The following is a 20,956-nucleotide window of genomic DNA, read 5'->3' as shown; positions in this document are numbered from 1 at the left end:
GGCTCCCTACTGAGTTGTTGACGCTGTTGAGTACGAACATGTTCCGAGGCCGCATCACTTACTTCTGACCTGTGAGAAGTGACCGATCAGCTTCGCGACGATGTTGAGGATCGCGATCAGCAGGATCAGGGTCAGTGCTGCGCCCCAGATGCGGTTGGTGCCGGCGTCGGTGGGGTTGTTCATCTCGGCGACCATGACGGAAGGCAGTGTGCCCATTTCGCCGTTGAACAGGTCGAAGTTGATGAACGGTGCGTAGCCGACGAGGATCAGCAGCGGTGCGGTCTCACCGAGCACGCGGGCCAGGGCCAGCATGACGCCGGTGATGATGCCGGGAAGTGCCGTCGGCAGAACGATTTTCGAGATGGTCTTCCACTTCGGCACACCGAGCGCGTACGACGCCTCTCGCAGATCCATCGGGACGATGCGCAGCATTTCCTCGGTGGAGCGGATGACGACCGGGACCATCAGAAGGACCAGAGCCAGTGACACCGCAAACGCGGACTTGGGGAAGCCGAAGGTCGCGATCCACAGGGCGTAGATGAACAGCGCAGCCACGATCGACGGAACACCGCTGAGGATGTCGACCATGAACGTGGTCAGCTTGCCCAGCTTCGACTTCCGGTCGGCGTACTCCACCAGGTAGATCGCGACGAAGATACCGAGCGGGATGGAGAAGACCGCGCACACGATGCCTTGCAGCAGGGTGCCGATCAATGCGTGATAGATACCGCCGCCGTCGGCCGACGCCGTCAATCCGCTCAGCGAGTTGGTGAACCAGGTAGGCGACGTCAGAGCAGGTAGGCCCTTGGCGATGACCGTGAAGAGCACCCAGACCAACGGGATGAGCGCGATGACGACTGCCAGGCTCACCAGGATGGTCGCGATGACGTCCTTGGCACGACGACGAGCGCCGACGCCTTGGAAAGTGGGGGCCTTGACCGGCCGGTCCAGAGTGGAGGTCATGGGTCAGTCCTTCTTTCCGGCGATCACTGCGCGGGCAGCCGCGTTGACGACGAAGGTCAGTACGAACAGCACCAGTCCGGCCGCGATGTACGCGCCTGCCTGGATGTCGTTGTTGAACTCCGCGTAGCCGAGGGCGATCTTGGAGGCGATGGTCGAGCCGCCGTCGAACAGCGACCAACCGAAGGCCTGAGAGGTGGTGCGCAGGATCAGGTAGAGCGCCATCGTCTCACCGAGTGCGCGTCCGAGACCGAGCATCGAGCCGCTGATGTAGCCGGACTTACCGAACGGGATGACCGTGGTGCGCACAACTTCCCAGCGCGTGGCGCCGAGGGCGAGTGCGGCTTCGATCTGTGATCGCGGGGTCTGGATGAACACCTCGCGGGTCACTGCGGTGATGACCGGAAGGATCATCACGGCGAGGACGATGCCTGCGGTGAAGATGGTGCCGCCACCGGTGATCGATCCGCTGCCGTCGGCGAAGAGCGGGAACCAGCCGAGAGTGTCGTTGAGCCACACCGCGACCGGGGTGATCGCCGGAGCGAAGACGAGAAGTCCCCACAGGCCGTAGACGATGGACGGCACAGCTGCCAGAAGGTCGATCGTGTACGACAGTGGCCGCGTGAGCCACTTGGGTGAGTACGAAGTCAGGAAGATCGCGATGCCCAGTGCGATCGGCATCGCGAGCACCAGTGCGAACAGCGAGACCAACACCGTGACCTGGAAAAGGTCGAGGACACCGAACGCCATCGCGTTGATGTTCTGCGTGACCCATTCACGGCTGGTCAGGAAGTTGACCTGGTTCCGGCTCAAAGCAGGAACAGCACGCCAGATCAGGAACGCGCCGATCGCCGCGATGACAACCGTGATGAAGATTGCCGAACCGGAGGCGAGCGAGCTGAAGATGCGGTCACCCGGACGGGTCACCGTCTTGCTGTTGCCGCTACCCGGACCGTCACCCTTCGGAGGATGCTCGGTTTCTGGAGCCTTGGTGGAAGTAATCGTGTCCTCCGTGGTGCCGTTCGGACCGCCCACCCCGGCCCCGCTGGTTGCGGGGCCGGGAGAACGAGATGTCGAGGTGATGGGCGCGTCACTCATGCGCGCTCACTTCCTTCACGTCTGAATGTAGATCCATGAGCTTGTCCGCACGAGTCTCTAGGTCAGCTGATTGCCGTGATGGACGCGTTGAGGCGATCCTGGACGTTGGACGGCAGCGGGACGTAACCCTGCTCGGCCAGGTTGGCCTGACCCTCGTTGGCCGCGCTCGTCAGGAACGACTTCACTGCTGCGGAGGTGTCCGCGTCGTAGCCCTTGGAGCAGACGATCGAGTACGTGGCGAGAACCAGCGGGTAGGCGCCGGCTTCGTTGGTCTTGAAGATCGACGCGAGGTCGAGCGTCAGGTCGCCGGTTGCGTCGGACTTGAACTTCGCGCCTGCGATCGACTTCGCGGCCGTGTCGTTGGTCAGTGCGACTGCCTCGGAGCCGGTGTTGATTTCGGCAACCGAGAGCTTGTTCTGATCGGCGAACGACTTCTCGACGTAGGTGATCGAACCCGGTGCCGTGGCAACTGCCTGTGCAACGCCCGCCGAACCCTTGGCGCCCTCACCGACGCCACCGGTGAAGTCGGACCCTGCGCCCGACGTCCAAGCACCGTTCGATGCCGCGTCGAGGTACTTCTGGAAGTTGTCGGTGGTACCCGAGGAATCGGAGCGGATCACGGTGGTGATCTTCTCGTCGGGAAGCGATGCACCGGAGTTGAGCGCGGCGATTGCCGGATCGTTCCACTTGGTGATGCCGCCGTTGAAGATCTTCGCGAGAACCTCTGCGTTGAGAACGAGCTTGTCGACGCCGTCGAGGTTGTATGCAACTGCGATCGGGCCGAAGACGAGGGGAAGGTTCCAGGCTTCGCCGCCGACGCAACGCTCCTTGGCCTTGTCGGCCTGCTCGTCCTTGATGGCCGAGTCGGAGCCGGCGAAGTCGATCTGGCCGGCGATGAACTGTGTACGACCGTCGCCCGAACCGCTGGGGTTGTACGCGACGTTGACCGTCTTGCCCTTTTCCTGGCACACGGAGATGTAAGTGGCGACGAACTGGTCCATGGCGTTCTTCTGTGCCGAGGAACCAGCGGCAGAGAGGTTGCTCTTGCCTTCGCACGTTGCGTTCGATGCGGACGCGTCCACACCCGTCGACGACGAGTTGTTGTCGCTGCCACATGCGGCCAAGGTCATGGCGCCCACGGCCACTACACCGAGCAGGGCACCACTGCGCTTGAGATTCACCAAGATCCTCCGGAAATCGCTACCGCCACGCCCACGATCGGGCGGCGACATGAGACGCAGAATGATTGAAATCTGCATCAGGCAACACGGCGCTGCCCACAGAGAAAAGTAGGCGGGCGCGGTGTCCGGCTGGACCACACATGGTTAACGGAGAATGAACAGACTGGACATTTCTGCGTGTCCGACTGTGACGTCAGAGCGCGCGGGCGTAAGCCATGTCCACGTGGAAGCGATCGAAGCCGAGTCGTTCGTACGTGTGGAGGGCGGCCGTGTTGTCGCCTTCGACGTACAGAAGGACGGTTCCGAGGCCGCGATCACGCAGGTAATGCATGCCCGCGAGAGTCAGCACTCGGCCGAGACCGCGTCCCTGCGCCGCGGGATCGATCCCCACGACGTACACCTCCCCCAGCTCCGGATCGTCACCTTCGGGTGCGTGCACCTTGGTCCAGTGAAAGCCGAGAAGAGTATCGGGATCGGTGTCCGCGAACGCCATGAACAGACCAGCAGGGTCGAACCAACCTTCGGCCGTTCTCTCGTCGATCTCCGCCTGGGTCCAGCCACCCTGCTCGGGATGCCAGGAGAAGGCCGCATTGTTGACGCGAAGGATCTCGGAATCGTCTTCGGGTCCACCATACGTCCGAATCGTCACACCTTCGGGCACAACGATTTCCGGAAGCTGCGGAGCATCGAGTGGTCGACGCAGCTGCAGGAGTTCACGAACGCTGACCAGATCGAGGCTCTTGGCGAATTCGACTGCGGCGTCGACGTTTCCGTGCGCCCAGACACGCGTGCCCGGCCGGCCCTCGTCGAATACCGCTGCGGCAAGCCTGGTTCCGATGCCGCGGCGCCGCGCCTGCGGGTCGACCACCAACTCCGCCATGTCGGGATGCTCGTCCGAACCGGCTTGCAGCTGCGCATAACCGACGACTGCATCGCCGTCGAGTTCGAGGAAGTGTCGCGCGCCGCCGCGCCCGGCAACGGCATGGCGCCCCTGTTCCGACACGGGCGCCTTGCCGTCGAACTCGGTTGCGCGATCGAGAAGCGCGGAAACCTGCTCGGCGAATCCAGCCGGCAGTGAATCTGTCCAACCCACGTCAGACCACCGATCCGTCGGCCGCGTCGTAGTCGACGTCCTCGTCGTCCTCGAACTGAACGGGAGCAGCTGCGCCACCCTTGGCCCTGGTCGGACGCACTGCCTTATATCCGACATTTCGGACTGTACCGATCAAGGACTCGTATTCGGTGCCGAGTTTCGCCCGCAGACGACGCACGTGGACGTCGACCGTCCTGGTGCCGCCGAAGAAGTCGTAGCCCCACACTTCCTGCAGCAGCTGCGCCCGGGTGAATACCCGTCCGGCGTGCTGCGCGAGGTACTTGAGCAGCTCGAATTCCTTGTAAGTCAAATCAAGGGGCCGTCCACGCAGTCGTGCCGTGTACGTCCCCTCGTCGATAACCAGTTCGCCCAGCGTGATCTTTCCCGACGCTTCCGGACTGGCCACACCGCCGCTGCGGGCGACCAACAACCGCAATCGGGCGTCCACCTCAGCCGGACCGGTACCGGGAAGCAGGATGTCGTCCAACCCCCAGTCGGCGTTGACGGCAACGAGTCCGCCTTCGGTGAGGACGGCGACCACAGGTACTGCGGATCCTGTGCTTCCGAGCAATCGACACAACCCGCGTGCGGCAGCCAGATCGGTGCGCGCATCCACCAATGCCACGTCCGCGGAACTTGCCTCGAGTAGCGAGGAAACCTCTGTGGGGGCAGGCCGAACCGAGTGCGCCAGCAACGCCAACGCCGGTAGTACAGCTTCCGGGTTGGGGTCGGAGGTGAGGAGGAGCAGTTCCACACGGCCTCCTATCTAGTAGCCCGCGCAACCCGTGAGGGCAACGCTCGAGTAGTTCGACGCTTTTGGTCGGTCCCTACATTAGCGTGCCTGGTACCGGGGCCGTCGCATCGAACCCCGACCGGAGTCCGTCACAATGGTGCGGTGCGCAAACTGATCATCGGCATCGTCTTTCTCCTCGGCCTCGGACTGGTGGCCGATTTCGGCGCGGCCGCGTACGCCGAGTACCGGGTTTCCCGCGAGCTCCGAACCGGCGCATCACTCGAGTCGGATCCGGAGGTCACCTTCAACGGGTTCCCCTTCCTCACCCAGGCACTCGGCGGGAAATACAAGGACGTCTACGTCAGAGCTACCGGCGTCCAGAGCGACGTGGTGGGCGAAGTGACCGTCGAGGCCGATCTGCGCGGGGTCACCGTTCCCTTCTCCGACATCGTGAACGGCAATGTCACCCAACTCCCCGTCGACAAACTCGACGGCCGGATGGGAATCAACGCCACCGACCTCGGAAAGCTGCTCAATATCCCTGACCTGCAGGTATCTTCGCCGCCTGCCAACAAGTCGGATGGCACCGGGGGCAGCGGCGGAACCGGAGCGAGCACCGCGGGCGCCGTCGTGCTGACGGGAACGGTTGCCGTCGGCCCGGTCGAGACTGCAGTGAGCGTGCAGGCCAACCTGGTTCTGGAAGGTGGGCAGGTCAAGATCGTCGCCAGCAATCTGTATTTCGGTCCGGAGGGCAAAGCCGATTTCTCGATCCCCGCAGCACTCGAACCCGTCGTCCTCGGACTGTTCAGCTACACGATCGATCCGCAGGCACTCCCCTACGGAATTCAGCCGAGCCTGGTCTACGCGGAAGGCGGAAGAATCGTGATCGAAGGCAGCGCCGAAAACACGACGATCGATCTCGCAGAGCTGCAGAACCGATGACCGGGATCACAATTCTGCTGGTCGCGCTGGTCGCCGTCGTCGCGGTCGGGCTCTTTCTCAAGTCGCGCAACGGAAAGGTCCGAGTCACCACGCCGGCCGCGACCGGCGCGGCGGACAGTCGCCTCGAACTGCTCCGCGCCGCTGGAGTCTCTTCGCCGAACGGCGGACCCGTCGTACTGCATTTCTCTGCCGACTGGTGCGGACCGTGCGCGGCAGTACGCCGCGTCGTCGGTCAGGTCGTGATCTCGATGGCCGACGCTCCCCGTCCGCCGGTGGAGATCGAGCTCGACATCGACAAGGAACCGGCTCTGGCACGCGAGATGAGTGTCCTCTCGCTGCCCACCACCTTCATCCTCGACGGTGGCCTGGAGGAACAGTTCCGGGTGTCCGGAGTGCCATCCGCAGCCGATCTGAAAGCTGCACTCGTACCACTATCCGGACCCCACGAGCCAAAATCCGAGAATTCGGGGTAAACTCGCCGACGTGCAAACCCGCCACGAGCTGATGCTCACCCGACGCCGCGCAGTAGACCTGTGCCGCCTCGGGGGCTGTTGCTGTACCTGTTGCTGATCACCTCATCCATCAGATCTCTCTGACCTTCGAGCTTTCGCTCACGTGATCAATCCACCGAGTGGGACTTTGACGTCCCGTTTTCTCGGTCCAGGCACAGCATCATGCAATCCAGCGCAGGAGCACTCCCGATGTCCACAACCACACCCCAGCTCGAGCAGGTCGACGTCCGCGGACCTCGATTCGCCGCGTGGGTCACCACCGGCGTTCTCGTACTCACGCTCATCCTCTCGACCTTCTCACTGCCCGCCGCCACCGTCGTTCTCGCACTACAGGCCATCGTCTTCGCGGTCGGAGCGGTACTCGGCCCCAAGCGCAGCCCGTACGGCCAGATCTTCGGCAAGCTCGTCGCCCCGCGACTCTCGCCGGTCAGCGAACGCGAACCCGTAGCGCCGCTGCGCTTCGCGCAGTTCGTCGGCTTCGTCTTCGCACTCGCCGGCACGGTCGGTTTCCTGGCCGGGTCGACGATCGTCGGCACCGTTGCCACCGGCTTCGCCTTGTTCGCGGCCCTGCTCAACGCCGCGTTCGGCATCTGCCTCGGCTGCCAGATCTATCCACTCGTCGCAAGGCTGCGAAATACCGGCCGCGCTACCACCGCGTGAAAACGCTTGCCCCACAACCCTGCTGAACCCCTGCTAGATAACGACCGATGCAAGACCACATCGAAAGGAACACCATGGCTCGCTCCGACGTCCTAGTCTCCGCTGACTGGGCTGAGCAGAACCTCAACACCCCCAAGACCGTTTTTGTCGAGGTGGACGAGGACACCAGCGCATACGACGGCGGCCACATCGAGGGTGCAGTCAAGCTCGACTGGCGCAAGGACCTCCAGGACGGCGTCCGACGCGACTTCCTGAACCAGGAGCAGTTCTCGGATCTGCTCTCCGCCAAAGGCATTGCGAACGACGACACCGTCGTTCTCTACGGTGGCAACAACAACTGGTTCGCCGCTTACGCTTACTGGTACTTCAAGCTGTACGGCCACCAGGACATCAAGCTGATCGACGGCGGCCGCAAGAAGTGGGAACTCGACGGACGCCCGCTCTCCAAGGACGCAGTCAACCGCGAAGCCACGCAGTACAAGGCCGAGACCCCCGACTTCTCGATCCGCGCTTTCCGCGACGAGGTCATCGACGCCATCGGCAGCAAGAACCTCGTCGACGTTCGTAGCCCTGACGAGTTCTCCGGCAAGATCCTCGCTCCCGCCCACCTTCCGCAGGAGCAGGCGCAGCAGCGTGGCCACGTCCCCGGAGCCATCAACATCCCGTGGAGCACCACCGCCAACGAGGACGGCACCTTCAAGTCGGACGACGACCTCGCCAAGCTGTACGCGGAAAAGGGCTTCGACGACACCAAGGAAACGATCGCCTACTGCCGCATCGGCGAGCGTTCGAGCCACACCTGGTTCGTCCTGCAGGAGATCCTCGGCAAGAACAACGTCAAGAACTACGACGGCAGCTGGGTCGAATACGGCTCACTCGTCGGCGCACCGATCGAATTGGGAGCCTGATCATGTGTGGAGCACCTACCCAGGGCCAGACCCTGCCTGCCGGCGTCGACGTCGAGAAGGAAACGGTCATCACCGGCCGCGTTCTCGCAGCTGACGGCCAGCCCATCGGCGGCGCATTCGTGCGTCTGCTCGACGGCTCCGGAGAGTTCACGGCCGAGGTCGTGGCATCGGGAACCGGCGATTTCCGCTTCTTCGCCGCTCCGGGCGAGTGGACCGTGCGTGCACTGTCCAGCTCGGGCAACGGCACCTCCACCGTCGCTCCCGAGGGCTCGGGCGTGCACAACGTGGACGTGACCGTCAGCAAGTAATTCCTGCTTTGTCAGGCGGCCCCGCACCCCTCCGGTGCGGGGCCTTCTGCATTCCGGCTCCCGATTTTTCCGGTCGGTCGCCGCGGTCTAAGATGTACCCGTGGTCATTTTCTTCGAGGTACTCCTCGCACTCGCATCCGTCATGATCGCTTGGTTCTCCGTGTACGTCGTGTACCGCTTGGTCACCGACGAGTCGTGAGTCAGGCTCCGGATTCAGGGTCCGACGCGACCGCTGACGATTCCGCCGCTGCAGGTGCCGTGAGGCGCGGCAGCGGGGACGAAGCTGTCGCCATCGCCGTCGAGCGCTCCAAGTCGACGGCGTCGCTCAACATTCCGACCCTGCCGGACCTTCCGTTGCCGGAGGACACCGCAAACCTGCGCCTCGGCCCGGACATCAATCCCGAACTCCTCGCGCTTCTCCCCCTCGTCGGTGTCTGGCGCGGCGAAGGTGAAGGACACGACGAGAACGGCGACTACGCCTTCGGTCAGCAGATCGTCATCTCGCACGACGGCGGCCCGTACCTCAATTGGGAGTCCCGGTCCTGGCGCCTCGACGCCGAGGGCAAGTACGTGAGCCCCGATCTGCGCGAGAGCGGTTACTGGCGCATGGGCGGCGACGGCATCCCGGGCAGCGTCAACCAGGAAGTGGTCGAACTCCTGCTCAGCCACAGCTCCGGTGTCGTCGAAATGTACTACGGGCGCGCACTCACCCAGGCGTCGTGGGAACTTGCCACCGACGTGGTGATCCGCAGCCAGTCCGGTGCACTGTACGGCGGCGCGAAGCGTCTGTACGGCATCGTCGAAGGCGGCGACCTCGCGTACGTCGAAGAGCGGATCATGTCTGACGGTGGCCTGGAACCGCGTCTCTCGGCCCGCCTGACGCGCTACATCGGCTAGCTCTGCTGTGCGCCTTTATTAACCCCCGGCGGTTAATAAAGGCGCACAGCAGATTTATCCACAGGCACCGACAAATTCCACAGGCGGGCTTCGGAGCGGCATCTTCGACCGATTCTTGTCGGTCCGCGATCTGACGGTATTCGCATGAGCTGCGACTACATCGATCCTGATCTCCGAAGACTCTTCGACTTCCAACACGGACTCGCGACCAATAAACAACTACGCCCTTTCGGCTATTCACCGCGGCGCATCCAACATCTGGTCGAATCCGGTCAATGGACTTCCGTCCTCCACGGCGTTCAATCCAGCACCAACGGCCCGCTCAACCGAGCAATGATTCTCGAGGCCGCCCTTCTGTTCGGCGGCGGAGAGACCTACCTGAGTCACCGGACGGCAGCTGAAGAGTGGGGACTCACGCACATCGAGTCCGAACTGCCGGTCCACATCACGGTCCGATACGGCAGATCCTCGCGCTGTCAGAGTCCGACGGTCAGACCCGAACGCTCCCCGGCGCGCCCCGTTCCGTTGGGGTGGTCCACTGCCCATCCCGGAGTGATCGTTCATCGTTCACGCGCTCAGGCCCACATCGGCGTTGCCACTCAGCCTGCTCGTACTTCGCTGGCCGACACCGCAATTGACCTGGCGGTTGCAGAGCCGTCGGCTCGCGACGCCGCTCGTTCTCTGGTTCGCTCCGCCACGGCGTGCAAAGTGTCACGGATGGAATTGCGCACCCGAATGGAATGCCGCCGGCCGAGGCGATATGTCAAAGCGCTGTCCTCGACATTGGACCTGTTGGATCGCGGTGTCCAGTCGGTACTCGAGCATCGCTACGCAATCGAGGTCGAGCGAGCACACGGTTTGCCGGAAGCACGACGGCAATCGCCGGTCCTCGTCGATGGGAGAACTCTCTACGAGGACGTCGACTACCGCAATTGCGGTGTCGCACTGATCGTTCGACTCGACGGATTTGCCTTCCACTCTTCTCGAGCGACTGCGCTGCGTGATCGTCGGCGAGGAAACGCATCCGAACTGTCAGGCAACGCCACACTGGTCTTCGGTTGGGAGGAGATGGAGGGGGCCTCGTGCCGAACTGCAGCCGAGGTCAGAGCCATCCTCGAGCGCGGTGGATGGTGGGGGCCTAATCCTTGTCCACGCTGTGCGCCTTTATTAACCGCCGGGGGTTGATAAAGGCGCACGGCACGAAGCGACCCCCGAGCCACACCCACGCTTTCGCGCGGATCCCGGTCGGACTGATCGGGGGCTCGGGGGTCGGGTGGCTGCCTGGGATTCGCCGGCCGCTCACGCGGTAAGTGAATTCCATCAGCGATTGCGGCTAGCTGGCAGCCACCTCACGCGTCCGTCTGTACTTCAATTTCAGACCACCTCCTTCCTTGTGTACAGGAGAAAGTACGCCCACTTCACGATGACGGCAACGTATTTTCCACAGAAACTTCTCCGACGCATATCACCTGGTCAGCTGGTGTGCCGTCCGGAAGTTGGTGGGTGACGACAACAACGGTTCGCGAAGAATCGACCAGCGTTGCGTCGCGACTGAGCAACTCGCGGAGCAACTGAGCGCCGGCCTCCGCGTCCATGTGCTCGGTCGGCTCGTCGAGCAGCAGTACCTCCGCGGGCGAGACGATCGCGCGTGCCAACAGCAACCGACGACGCTCACCGCCCGAAACCGCTCGCATGCCGCCGACCAGGTAGGTGTCGAGCCCGTCCGGCAGTTCCGACAGCCAGTCGCCGAGACCAACTGCGGCAAGTGCCTTCTCCGCGTCCTCGGCGGTGAGGTCACCGCGTGCGACGCGCAGGTTCTCGAGTACCGACGTCTCGAAGAGGTGTGCGTCCTCGGCGAAGTACCCCACGTGCCGACGCAGCTCGGCCGGATCGATATCCGAAACGTCCACCGAGTCAACACGAACTGTTCCCGCGACGGGCGGCAGCAGTCCCGCCATCGTCATCAGCGCAGTGGTCTTTCCCGATCCACTCTCGCCGACGACGGCAACACGAGCACCGCGAGGAAGGTCCACCGACAGCGGTTCGGTCACCTTTCCCCCGGGCCAACCCGCCCGCAACGCGTGCACACTCAGGACCCCGTCCTCCGGCCACGCACGATTTCCTTCAACGTGTTCGGCGTCGGCTCGATCGAGTACCGCCATGATGCGTGCCGACGCCAGCCGCGCCTTGGTCAATGCCACCGCCGCGCTGGGCAGTATCGCGGTTCCCTCGAAAGCCGACAGCGGAAGCAGTACAAGGATTCCCATGGACATCGGTGACATCTCGGTGGTTCCGTACAGCGTAATTCCGATCAGCAGGGCACCGAGGACGCTCACTCCGATTGCCAGGGGCGTGGCAGCGGCGGCAAAGGCACTCGGGACCGCCGCGCGATCGGTTGCGTCGACCACATCGTTCTCGGCGGACACAGCCTCGCTCACCGCCTGATCCAAGCGACCCGATACCCGGAGCTCGGCGGAATGGTCGAGGGCGGTCACCGCGGACTCACTGAATCGCGCTGCGGCAGCAGAACTGTCGGCCTCGGCGAGTCGAGCAGCACGAGCCGACAGCCAGGGTGCCGCGATCCCGGACACCGCCAGCGCAACGGCCAGAATGAGCGCGGCCGGAACCGAGATGAACAACAGGATTCCCACCGCAGCAAACGCGAGGACAATCGAGACCGCAATCGGGATCAGTGCTTTGACGACGACGTCGCCCAGTGCATCCACGTCGGCGCCCGTACGTGAGAGCAGGTCACCGCGTCGTAGTCCGGCTGCTGCCGCGGGATCTCCTGCGGCCAACTGCTGGTAGATCCTCGATCGCGCCGCGGTGGTTCCGCGCAACGCGACGTCGTGCGTCGTCAATCGTTCGAGATAGCGGAAGACACCACGTGAGATTCCCAATGCGCGTACGGCAACTACCGCAACACTGAGATCGAGAACGGGAGGCATCTCCCAAGCCCGCGTGATCAACCATGCGGACAGCGCCGCCAAGGCGAGTGCGCTACCGAGTGTTGCCACACCCGCCGCTACCGCCGTCAGTACGCGTCGTGGCCGAAGTTCCAGTAGCCGCAGAGCACGCAGAAGCGGATCGTGAGCGTCACTTCTCATGAGCGCGCACCTCGACGATCCGGTCAGCTGCGGCAAGCACACTCGGACGGTGGCCGATCACGACAACGGTGTCGCCACGCTCCGCCCGTGCTCTCAGAGAAGCCAACACTGTCCCTTCCGAATCCGAGTCGAGGTGAGCGGTGGGTTCGTCCAGGACAAGAACTGCGCGGTCCGAGGCAAGCACGCGTGTCAGTGCCAGCCGTTGCCGCTGCCCCAAAGACAGACCTGTACCGCCGACGCCGATCACGGTCTCGACGCCCGCAGGCAGCTCGGCCAGTACCGCGTCGAATCCCGTCGCAGCAGCGGCGTGGGTCAGTGCTTGCGCATCGACGACCCCGGTGAGATCGAGATTTTCACGAACGGTGCCGGGTAGGAGGACCGGATGCTGGGGAAGCCAGGCCAACTGACTCCACCACGCGTGCTCGTCCAGGTCTCGGACATCGACGCCGGCGACCGTCACACGCCCACTGCTCGGTTCGATCAACCCGAGCAGCGCGTGCACTGCCGTCGACTTGCCGCAGCCGTTGGGACCGGTGAGCACGGTGATCGCCCCTGGCGATGCCATGGCGGAAAGTCGAGACGGTGCGACTCCCCCACGAGAGGCCACACCGAGTCCGTCGAAGACGATGTCAGCGCCTCGAGCGACCACCGTCGTGCTACCACCCTCCGGCGCGGCAGAATCCGCCTCGATAACCTCGAATGCCTTGTCGGCTGCCGCCATTCCGTCCTCGGCGGCGTGGAACTGGGTTCCCACCATCCGAAGTGGCAGGTACACCTCGGGGGCGAGGATCAACGCGACTATCCCCGGCTCGAGTGACATGTCGCCGTACACCAGTCGCAAGCCGATACTCACGGCCACCAACGCGACGCAGAGCGTTGCGAGCAGTTCCAGCACCATCGAGGACAGGAACGCGACGCGGAGAGCTGACATCGTCGTTCGCCGATGAGCGTCACCGAGTTCACGGACGCGCTCGGCAGGACCTTGCTGACGACCGAGCGCCCGCAGCGTCGGCAAACCGGCAAGGAGATCGAGCAGTTGCGAAGACAACGTGGTCATCGCTGCCAGCGTCTTCTCCGACTTACCCTTTGTCAGCAGGCCGATCAGAATCATGAAGATGGGGATCAGCGGCAGCGTCACGAAGATGATGACCGCAGACGTCATGTCCTGCACCGCAATGACTATCAGGGTGATGGGTGTCAGCGTCACCGACAAGACCAGGGCCGGAAGGTATCCCGTCAGGTACGGACCAAGGCCGTCGACACCTCGGGTGACCACGGTCGCGATCTCGTCACGCCGCGGATCCAGATCGCGAGGACTCATCGCCGTCGCCGACGTCAGCACGCCGTTCTTGATCTCGGCAACGACGCGAGTCGACGCCCGGTGCGCATACCTGGTCTGCAGCCAGGTCCCCAGAACTCGGACCGCCACAGCTGCGGCGAGAACAACCAATTCGGTTGTCCACGAGGAAACATCCACAGTTCGAGTGGTGATCACTCCGGCCAGCACCCGGCCGATCATGAGCGCCGCGACGATGACCATCACGACGTTCACCATCGACAGAGCAACAGTCAGGATCAGATAGCCGCGCGCAGAAGCGGAATGTCGCCACAGCCGCGGGTCGATCGGCCCCCGGCGACGCTCCCGAGTGGTGGGAGCGTCGCCTACTTCGATAGTCACGTGAATTCGACCGTCAGTTCTTTCGTGATTCGAATGTTTCGTGATTCAAGGTTGGTGACTACCACGTCTTCTCCTTGAATCGCAGACCGATCGACGCCGGAATCTGCTTGGAGGAGATGCGCTGTCGGAACACCCAGTACGTCCAACCCTGGTAGATGATCACCACCGGCGTCATGAATGCCGCGGCCCACGTCATCACCTTGAGCGTGTACGGACTCGACGACGCGTTCTCGATGGTCAGGCTGTACGCCGGATCCAGCGTCGACGGCATGACGTTCGGGAACAGCGAGGCGAACAGCAGCACGACGGTGGCGATGACGGCCACACAGGTGAGAACGAAGGCCCAGCCTTCGCGCTCGGCCCGCGTCAGGAAGACGACGCCGATCAGTGCCGCAGCAGCGGCAGCTACCAGAATCCACGTCCATCCCTTGCCGTAGGCGAGTTGCGTCCACAGAACGAATCCGCCGGCAACAGGAATAGCTGGAATTGCCAGTCGTGCAGCAATTTTCACGGCATCTTCACGAACCTCGTCGGCACTCTTGAGTGCCAGGAACACTGCACCGTGGAGAGCGAACACCAGCGCGGTGGTCAGACCGCCGAGCAGCGCGTACGGATTGAGCAGATCGAAGAATCCCGACTCGACCTGCTTGTCTGCGTTGATCGCCACGCCCCGAACGATGTTCGCGAAAGCCACGCCCCAGAGAACTGCCGGGACCCAGGAGCCGAAGATGATGCCCCAGTCGCAACGCTGACGCCATTTGTCGTCGTCGATCTTGCTTCGCCATTCGATGGCACAGATACGAACGATCAAGGCCACCAGGATGATCAGCAGCGGTAGATAGAACCCGGAGAACAACGTCGCGTACCACTCCGGGAATGCCGCGAACATCGCGCCACCGGCGGTGATCAGCCACACTTCGTTGCCGTCCCACACCGGGCCGATCGTGTTGAGCGCTACCCGTCGACGCGTATCGGCCGGGAGGTCACTGCCTCTGCCGACGATCGGCATGAGCATTCCGACACCGAAGTCGAACCCTTCGAGGACGAAGTAACCGATGAACAGTACTGCGACGAGCACGAACCATACTTCTTGAAGTCCCATGATCGCCTCCTAGTACGCGAACGACAGTTGTTTGGGCTTGTCCGGATCTTCCGGCTCATCATGATCTGTATCGCCCGGCGGATGCATGTCGTGCTCCAACGGGCCTTCCTTCGCGTACCGCACGATCAGCTTGAACCAGACGACTCCCAGCGCTCCGTACAGCAGGGTGAAGGTGATCAGCGAAGCCCAGACGGTAGCCGACGCGTGGTCCGAAACACCTTGGTCGACAGTAAGTCTGATCATGTCGACGCCGGTCGGGTTGGGATGCACCACCCAGGGCTGACGGCCCATCTCGGTGAAGATCCAACCGGCGCTGTTCGCCATGAACGGAGTGGGGATCGCGACCAGGCTGAGTATTCCGAACCACTTCTGGTCCGGGACCCGCCCCTTACGAGTGACCCACAGTCCCGCGAGAGCCAGTGCTGCCGAACCGGCGGCGAGGCCGATCATGGCGCGGAAAGACCAGTACGTGACAAAGAGATTCGGTCGGTAGTTACCCGGTCCGAAGTCCTGCTCCGCCTGCTCCTGCAGTTGGTTCACGCCTTGCAGTTCGACGCCGGTGAACTTGCCCTCGGCCAACCATGGAAGAACGAACGGCACCTTCAGAACGTGCGTCACGCTGTCACAGTTGTTGTGAGTGCCGATAGTGAGGATCGAGAAGTCCGGATCCATCTCGGTGTCGCACAGCGATTCCGCCGACGCCATCTTCATGGGTTGCTGCTGGAACATGAGCTTGCCTTGGACGTCACCGGTATAGATGATGCCGATTCCGGCCACGATCATGACGAGCAACGCGAATCGTGTTGCCGGGCGGTACATCGTCCGTGCGTCGGCTTCGAGGCGCTCGGCTTCGGCGGCCTCAGCCTGCTTGGCGCGGCGCATGTTCCGCACCATCCACCAACCACTGATGCCGGCGACGAACGTCGCCGCTGTCAGGAAGGCGCCGGCAACCGCGTGCGGGAAGGCAGCGAGAGCGGTGTTGTTGGTCAGCAGCTCCCAGATACTGGTGAGCTCGGCACGACCCGTTTCAGGGTTGTACGTCGCACCGACCGGATGCTGCATGAACGAGTTGGCCGCGATGATGAAGAATGCCGACGCGTTGACGCCGATCGCCACGAGCCAAATGCACGCCAGGTGTACAAGTTTGGGCAGCCTGCCCCAACCGAAGATCCAGAGTCCGATGAAGACGGACTCCATGAAGAAGGCGACGAGGCCTTCCAATGCGAGCGGAGCTCCGAAGACGTCACCGACGAATCGCGAGTACTCGCTCCAGTTCATGCCGAACTGGAACTCCTGCACGATGCCGGTGGCTACACCGAGTGCGAAGTTGATGAGGAAAAGCTTGCCGAAGAACTTGGTGAGCCGATACCAGTGGTCCTTTTTGGTGACCACCCACATCGTCTGCATGATCGCGATCATCGGCGCAAGTCCGATGGTCAGCGGAACAAGGATGAAGTGGTAGACGGTAGTGATACCGAACTGCCACCTGGAGACGTCCAAAGTATCCATTGGCTACTCCGAGAGTAGGGCCCTGGGACAGGCTTCGGGGTTCGAGACGCGGGCAGTCGCTCGGCCCCTGCGGACACGGTACTGCTGTCCGGTTTGGACCGCAGGACTTTGCTACTACCAAATGTAGTAGAGACCTGTCGCGATTCCTATTCGCCTATCGCCCTGCTGAATCCGAATCAATTGCACGTTCAACCAATTCCGCGAATTCCCCGGAGACCTTCGGCTCTGGCAATGTGAGCCCGTCGAGTGTATGGACGCGTGCGGCCAGCGTGACGCTCGAAACCATCCACACTCCGTCGGCCGCAATCAAATCCGCAGGTCGGAGGGTTTCGTATCGGCAATCGAAGCGAGCACTGCCGGCAACGTCGAACAGGGCGCGCTGCGTAGTGCCCATCAAAATGCCCTGTGCGGGAGGCGGTGTGATCAAAGTCCTGTCCCGAACGATCACCACCGTCGAGCGTGGCCCCTCCAACACATTGCCCTCGGAACTGACGAAGATCACATCGTCAGCACCCAAATTCGCCGCATATCGAAGCGCTGCCATGTTGGTTGCGTACGACAACGTCTTCGCGCCCAGTAGCTGCCAGGGTGCCCGGGCAGAGAGATCGACAGAGAAACCTCGCTCGAGAGTCATCACCGACAACCCCGATTCGCGGACCTGTCTGACCCGATCGGCCACCGGACCGACCATCACGAAGGCTGTCGGCTTGTCACCGCTCTCACGGCCGCGGGTCAGAACAAGACGAAGAGCGCCTTCCTTCTCGGTCCCCCACTCCTCGGCAGCCATCTCGATCGCCAGACGCCAATCATCGAGAACGGGAGCGGGCAGACCGAGTGCCCGCGCGCTCAGAACCAGTCGACTCAGGTGTCCCTCGACCACCCGGGCGCGGCCGTCGCGTACCAACAGCGTCTCGAAGACTCCGTCGCCGCGCACCACCGCCAGGTCGTCGGCGTGCAGAAACGGTGCGTCAGCATCGAGCACCTCATGGTCGAGAGTCACCAATACGCGATCAGGCATGCCATCAACCCTAACGATCCGCCAAGCCGCCGGGGCCGCCCTGTAACCGCGATCCCGCCCACACTCCTAGACTGGTCTCGTGGTCGACAACGCTCTTGTGCCCAACAGCCCACTTCTGACTTCCCCCGGCGCGGTCACCGCACCGGACGGTTCGGCCGACATCGGTGTCGCGTGGCACTACGGCGATCCTCTCGGCGAACAGCGAACCGCGCAGCGCGCAGCAGTGGTGGTCGACCGCAGTCACAGATTCGTGATCGCCATTCCCGGCGACGAACGCCTCACGTGGCTGCACACGATTTCGAGCCAGCACATCGCCGCGCTCCCCGACGGCAAGAGTGCCGAGAACTTGAGCCTGGACGTCAACGGACGCGTCGAGCACCACTTCGTGCAGACGGACCTGGCAGGTGTCACCTGGATCGACACCGAGGCGAACCGCGGACCCGACCTTCTCTCCTTCTTGAAGAAGATGGTGTTCTGGTCCAAGGCCGAACCTCGAGACGGCAACGAACTCGCGGTCCTGAGCCTGATCGGACCCGAAGCGTCAACTGTCCTCGCCGCACTCGAGGTTCAGACACCCACCGAGGCCTACGACGCTCACGCCTTGGCCGACGGCGGATTTGTCCGCCGCATGCCGTGGCCTACCGAGAACTCTTTCGATCTTCTCGTCCCACGTGAGCAACTGGCAGCGTGGTGGACCAGGCTGACCGATGCCGGCGCCAAGCCCGCCGGCAGTTGGGCCTTCGAGGCACTGCGCGTCGAAGCGACGAGGCCTCGCCTCGGACTGGACACCGACGAACGGACCATCCCGCACGAGGTCCACTGGATCGGTGGGCCGGCCGAGCACGGCGCCGTCCACCTCGACAAGGGGTGCTACCGCGGTCAGGAAACCGTCGCCCGAGTTCACAATCTCGGCAAGCCCCCGCGCCATCTCGTCATGTTGCACCTCGACGGCAGCGCCGAAGCCGTCCCGGAACCGGGTGACCCGATCACGGCGGGCGGACGGGCCGTCGGACGCGTCGGGACCGTCGTCAATCATCACGAGCTCGGCCCCATCGCACTCGCTCTGATCAAGCGCAACATCCCGGTCGACACCGAACTGATGGCCGGCCCCAGCGCTGCGTCCATCGATCCGGATTCGATCGTGGCGGACGACGCACCCCAGGCCGGACGTGAGGCTGTCAACCGATTGCGCGGAAAGTGACGGGCACGGTCGACGCGGTCTGCGTCGTCCACACCGAACGTGACAGTGGCGTCAGGCGAGTCCCCCGTACCGCGATCGACAAGCGTCCCGTCGACGGCCGCGTCGCGGTCGGCCGACTCGGTCTGGGTGGCGACTACGTCTGCGACACCGAGTTCCACGGCGGCGCCTTCCAAGCTGTCTACGCGTATCAGCGCGACGAAGCGCAGCGCTGGTCGGACGAATTGGGCCGACCTCTCGGCCCCGGATGGTTCGGCGAGAATCTTCACATCAGCGGGATGCTCGTCACGGACGCCGTGATCGGCGAGCGTTGGCACATCACCGGAGCCGAGGCGTCGGACGTTCTCGAACTCGAGGTGACTGCTCCCCGCGTCCCGTGCGGCACCTTCGGCATCTGGGCCGCGGAAAAGGGCTGGGTCAAAAGATTCACCGAGCGGACCGACGTCGGCGCCTACCTTCGCGTCAACCGGACCGGCACGATCGCCGCGGGCGATTCGGTCACCCGAGTCCACGTACCGGATCACGGAGTGACTGTTCGAGAGGTCTTCGCCGGAACGGATCCTGAGCGGCTTCGACGGCTCCTCGCAGAACACACCGACCTTGCACCGAACGTCACCGCGCGCGTCCAGAGGTTCATCGAACAAGCAGAAGCGCAGGTGCACTCGTGAGTATCGAATTGGTGGAAGTGGTCCGCTCCGGATTCCGCGAATGCGTGCATCGCGGATCGGCCGTCATTCTCGGCGCCGACGGCGAGGTCGTTGTCGGACTCGGGGAAATTCACACACCCATCTACCCGCGCTCGGCGAACAAGCCGCTGCAAGCCGTCGCTGCGCTTCGTAACGGCTTTGCACCCACCAGCCCGGAAGAGCTGGCCGTCGCGTCGTCCTCACATGCGGGCGAGGCCGATCACATCGAACTGGTCGCAGCGCTTCTCGCTCGCTACCAACTCGGTGTCGACCAGTTGCAGTGCCCCTCCGATCTGCCGGGCAACGAACTGGCCCGAGCCGAACTGATCGCAGCGGGCGAGCTTCCCAGCCCGATCTACATGACCTGCTCGGGCAAGCACTCCGCGATGCTCGCCACGTGCGTCGTGAACGACTGGCCGCTCGAGACGTACATGGAGCCGACTCATCCCCTCCAACTCGCGATCCAGGAGACGATCTTCGATCTCAGCGGCGAGGAAGAGCAGGAACTCGGCATCGACGGTTGTGGTCTCCCGATCGTGCCGCTCTCGCTCACGAACCTGGCTCGGGCATTCGGACGCCTGCCCTCGGCTGAGCCCGACTCACCCGAACGAGCTGTGGCCGACGCGGTCCGCGAGAACCCCTTCCTCGTCTCGGGCACCGGCCGCAACGATCAGCGCCTGATGTCCGCAGTGCCGGGTCTGTTCTCCAAGACCGGATACGACGGCATCTACGCCGGAGCGCTTCCCGACGGTTCCGCTTTCGCCCTCAAGATCGACGACGGTCACGAGCGGGCGCTCCTGCCCTTGGCGGCAGCTCTGCTCAAGCGGATGAACACCGAGTGGACCGAGGAGTTGGCGGCTCTCGCATCCGCTCCGGTCTTCGGCGGCGACGCCCGAGTGGGGACGATTCGCGCAATTCCCGGAAACTTCTGAGCAGTTCTCACAAAGTTCTGACGAGTTCTTTCAGCATCCTGGCAGCTCGCGGCCATAGTGAGAGCAATCAGACACGGCGGTGAGGCCTTCGTGGAAGCGGAAGCGACTTTTCCACGCTAGAGTGTGTGTCAGGAAACTTACACACTCAAACGGGGCCGCCAAATTCCCCAGGCCGCCCCGCGAAAGCGCGAGGGGGTCAGCCATGGGCCGCGGCCGGGCTAAGGCAAAGCAGACCAAGGTTGCACGCGAATTGAAATACAGCGTACCGACCACGGATTTCGACAGCCTGCAAAGAGAGCTCGCAGGTGGATCGACCAACTCGCATCGGAGCAGTGTCCGATCGGACCAGACTTCCGATAGGGAAGGGCATGCGCGAGAGGACGACTACGACGACTGGCGGCGTTGACCGCGCACTGCCACCGCGCAGACTGTGA

General features: G+C 63.4%; 21 protein-coding genes. 11 read left to right on the top strand and 10 right to left on the bottom strand.

The genetic code is table 11. The annotated features are described in order from the left end of the window. Positions 1-54: 54 nt before the first annotated feature. The 5 genes from pstA to P3G66_RS02860 all read right to left on the bottom strand — a co-directional run bounded on the left by pstA (position 55) and on the right by P3G66_RS02860 (position 5,086). Positions 55-963, bottom strand: coding sequence for a phosphate ABC transporter permease PstA (gene pstA / locus P3G66_RS02880; protein ID WP_003940100.1), 909 nt, complete (start codon positions 961-963; stop codon positions 55-57). 3 nt (positions 964-966) lie between these two features. Further along, positions 967-2,058, bottom strand: coding sequence for a phosphate ABC transporter permease subunit PstC (gene pstC / locus P3G66_RS02875; RefSeq protein WP_007733846.1), 1,092 nt, complete (start codon positions 2,056-2,058; stop codon positions 967-969). 62 nt (positions 2,059-2,120) lie between these two features. Then, entirely contained in the window at positions 2,121-3,239 is a 1,119-nt protein-coding gene (gene pstS / locus P3G66_RS02870) for a phosphate ABC transporter substrate-binding protein PstS (RefSeq protein ID WP_003940482.1), read from the bottom strand. 193 nt (positions 3,240-3,432) lie between these two features. Next, positions 3,433-4,332: a mycothiol synthase gene (gene mshD, locus P3G66_RS02865; RefSeq protein ID WP_007733842.1), complete on the bottom strand. Its 900-nt coding sequence runs from the start codon at positions 4,330-4,332 to the stop codon at positions 3,433-3,435. A 1-nt stretch (position 4,333) separates the two neighbouring features. Beyond that, positions 4,334-5,086: a response regulator transcription factor gene (locus tag P3G66_RS02860; RefSeq protein WP_003939728.1), complete on the bottom strand. Its 753-nt coding sequence runs from the start codon at positions 5,084-5,086 to the stop codon at positions 4,334-4,336. A 141-nt stretch (positions 5,087-5,227) separates the two neighbouring features. Here P3G66_RS02860 and P3G66_RS02855 point away from each other — a divergent pair, with 141 nt between their 5' ends. From P3G66_RS02855 to P3G66_RS02825, 7 genes are all read left to right on the top strand, one after another. Continuing rightward, entirely contained in the window at positions 5,228-6,007 is a 780-nt protein-coding gene (locus tag P3G66_RS02855) for an LmeA family phospholipid-binding protein (RefSeq protein ID WP_003939847.1), read from the top strand. Continuing rightward, positions 6,004-6,480, top strand: a complete 477-nt coding sequence (locus P3G66_RS02850) for a thioredoxin family protein (protein WP_003939684.1) — start codon at positions 6,004-6,006, stop codon at positions 6,478-6,480. Before P3G66_RS02855 ends, P3G66_RS02850 begins: the two co-directional genes overlap by 4 nt. Positions 6,481-6,708: 228 nt before the next feature. After that, positions 6,709-7,179, top strand: coding sequence for a DUF4395 domain-containing protein (locus tag P3G66_RS02845; RefSeq protein WP_003940408.1), 471 nt, complete (start codon positions 6,709-6,711; stop codon positions 7,177-7,179). 74 nt (positions 7,180-7,253) lie between these two features. Then, positions 7,254-8,087 carry a sulfurtransferase gene (locus tag P3G66_RS02840; protein ID WP_003939859.1) on the top strand — a complete coding sequence of 278 codons (834 nt, stop codon included), beginning with the start codon at positions 7,254-7,256 and terminating at the stop codon, positions 8,085-8,087. Positions 8,088-8,089: 2 nt separating this feature from the next. After that, complete coding sequence (locus P3G66_RS02835) at positions 8,090-8,395, top strand: DUF1416 domain-containing protein (RefSeq protein ID WP_003939797.1); 306 nt, start codon at positions 8,090-8,092, stop codon at positions 8,393-8,395. Positions 8,396-8,653: 258 nt separating this feature from the next. Continuing rightward, positions 8,654-9,292, top strand: coding sequence for an FABP family protein (locus P3G66_RS02830; protein ID WP_039973378.1), 639 nt, complete (start codon positions 8,654-8,656; stop codon positions 9,290-9,292). A gap of 144 nt (positions 9,293-9,436) precedes the next feature. Further along, the gene (locus P3G66_RS02825) at positions 9,437-10,477 is read left to right on the top strand and encodes a type IV toxin-antitoxin system AbiEi family antitoxin domain-containing protein (protein ID WP_276116149.1); all 1,041 of its coding nucleotides are present in this window, start codon (positions 9,437-9,439) and stop codon (positions 10,475-10,477) included. A 233-nt stretch (positions 10,478-10,710) separates the two neighbouring features. On the opposite strand, the gene cydC is transcribed toward P3G66_RS02825, so the two are convergent. The 5 genes from cydC to P3G66_RS02800 all read right to left on the bottom strand — a co-directional run bounded on the left by cydC (position 10,711) and on the right by P3G66_RS02800 (position 17,706). Next, positions 10,711-12,399 carry a thiol reductant ABC exporter subunit CydC gene (cydC, locus tag P3G66_RS02820; RefSeq protein ID WP_276116148.1) on the bottom strand — a complete coding sequence of 563 codons (1,689 nt, stop codon included), beginning with the start codon at positions 12,397-12,399 and terminating at the stop codon, positions 10,711-10,713. After that, positions 12,389-14,077: a thiol reductant ABC exporter subunit CydD gene (gene cydD, locus P3G66_RS02815; RefSeq protein ID WP_007733831.1), complete on the bottom strand. Its 1,689-nt coding sequence runs from the start codon at positions 14,075-14,077 to the stop codon at positions 12,389-12,391. The genes cydC and cydD overlap by 11 nt, the downstream gene beginning before the upstream one ends. A 58-nt stretch (positions 14,078-14,135) precedes the next feature. Continuing rightward, positions 14,136-15,179 (bottom strand): cytochrome d ubiquinol oxidase subunit II, encoded by a 1,044-nt coding sequence (gene cydB / locus P3G66_RS02810; RefSeq protein ID WP_003939727.1) that lies wholly within the window; start codon positions 15,177-15,179, stop codon positions 14,136-14,138. Positions 15,180-15,188: 9 nt separating this feature from the next. After that, positions 15,189-16,688, bottom strand: a complete 1,500-nt coding sequence (locus tag P3G66_RS02805) for a cytochrome ubiquinol oxidase subunit I (protein ID WP_007733830.1) — start codon at positions 16,686-16,688, stop codon at positions 15,189-15,191. 154 nt (positions 16,689-16,842) lie between these two features. Further along, positions 16,843-17,706: an aminodeoxychorismate lyase gene (locus P3G66_RS02800; RefSeq protein WP_007733829.1), complete on the bottom strand. Its 864-nt coding sequence runs from the start codon at positions 17,704-17,706 to the stop codon at positions 16,843-16,845. Positions 17,707-17,785: 79 nt separating this feature from the next. Here P3G66_RS02800 and P3G66_RS02795 point away from each other — a divergent pair, with 79 nt between their 5' ends. The 4 genes from P3G66_RS02795 to P3G66_RS02780 all read left to right on the top strand — a co-directional run bounded on the left by P3G66_RS02795 (position 17,786) and on the right by P3G66_RS02780 (position 20,928). After that, positions 17,786-18,907, top strand: coding sequence for a folate-binding protein YgfZ (locus tag P3G66_RS02795; RefSeq protein ID WP_007733828.1), 1,122 nt, complete (start codon positions 17,786-17,788; stop codon positions 18,905-18,907). Continuing rightward, on the top strand, positions 18,904-19,572 hold the full coding sequence (locus P3G66_RS02790) for an MOSC domain-containing protein (protein WP_030535239.1): 669 nt from the start codon (positions 18,904-18,906) through the stop codon (positions 19,570-19,572). The genes P3G66_RS02795 and P3G66_RS02790 overlap by 4 nt, the downstream gene beginning before the upstream one ends. Further along, on the top strand, positions 19,569-20,522 hold the full coding sequence (locus P3G66_RS02785; protein WP_003940365.1) for an asparaginase: 954 nt from the start codon (positions 19,569-19,571) through the stop codon (positions 20,520-20,522). The genes P3G66_RS02790 and P3G66_RS02785 overlap by 4 nt, the downstream gene beginning before the upstream one ends. Positions 20,523-20,724: 202 nt before the next feature. Next, entirely contained in the window at positions 20,725-20,928 is a 204-nt protein-coding gene (locus tag P3G66_RS02780) for a DUF3073 domain-containing protein (RefSeq protein ID WP_003940337.1), read from the top strand. The last annotated feature ends 28 nt before the right edge of the window (positions 20,929-20,956 follow it).

It is taken from the genome of Rhodococcus sp. C3V, assembly GCF_029269915.1.
Classification (GTDB): domain Bacteria; phylum Actinomycetota; class Actinomycetes; order Mycobacteriales; family Mycobacteriaceae; genus Rhodococcus_F; species Rhodococcus_F qingshengii.
The sequence above is the reverse complement of the archived record's forward strand: the minus strand, read 5'-3'. Positions and strand labels throughout refer to the sequence as shown.

What these genes read in the sequence shown, in the direction of transcription:
- pstA (WP_003940100.1), bottom strand. Translation starts at nt 963, where the DNA reads ATGACCTCCACTCTGGACCGGCCGGTCAAGGCCCCCACTTTCCAAGGC.
- P3G66_RS02835 (WP_003939797.1), top strand. Translation starts at nt 8,090, where the DNA reads ATGTGTGGAGCACCTACCCAGGGCCAGACCCTGCCTGCCGGCGTCGAC.
- P3G66_RS02825 (WP_276116149.1), top strand. Translation starts at nt 9,437, where the DNA reads ATGAGCTGCGACTACATCGATCCTGATCTCCGAAGACTCTTCGACTTC.
- cydB (WP_003939727.1), bottom strand. Translation starts at nt 15,179, where the DNA reads ATGGGACTTCAAGAAGTATGGTTCGTGCTCGTCGCAGTACTGTTCATC.
- P3G66_RS02800 (WP_007733829.1), bottom strand. Translation starts at nt 17,706, where the DNA reads ATGCCTGATCGCGTATTGGTGACTCTCGACCATGAGGTGCTCGATGCT.
- P3G66_RS02805 (WP_007733830.1), bottom strand. Translation starts at nt 16,688, where the DNA reads ATGGATACTTTGGACGTCTCCAGGTGGCAGTTCGGTATCACTACCGTC.
- P3G66_RS02845 (WP_003940408.1), top strand. Translation starts at nt 6,709, where the DNA reads ATGTCCACAACCACACCCCAGCTCGAGCAGGTCGACGTCCGCGGACCT.
- P3G66_RS02840 (WP_003939859.1), top strand. Translation starts at nt 7,254, where the DNA reads ATGGCTCGCTCCGACGTCCTAGTCTCCGCTGACTGGGCTGAGCAGAAC.
- pstC (WP_007733846.1), bottom strand. Translation starts at nt 2,058, where the DNA reads ATGAGTGACGCGCCCATCACCTCGACATCTCGTTCTCCCGGCCCCGCA.
- P3G66_RS02780 (WP_003940337.1), top strand. Translation starts at nt 20,725, where the DNA reads ATGGGCCGCGGCCGGGCTAAGGCAAAGCAGACCAAGGTTGCACGCGAA.
- cydC (WP_276116148.1), bottom strand. Translation starts at nt 12,399, where the DNA reads ATGAGAAGTGACGCTCACGATCCGCTTCTGCGTGCTCTGCGGCTACTG.
- P3G66_RS02850 (WP_003939684.1), top strand. Translation starts at nt 6,004, where the DNA reads ATGACCGGGATCACAATTCTGCTGGTCGCGCTGGTCGCCGTCGTCGCG.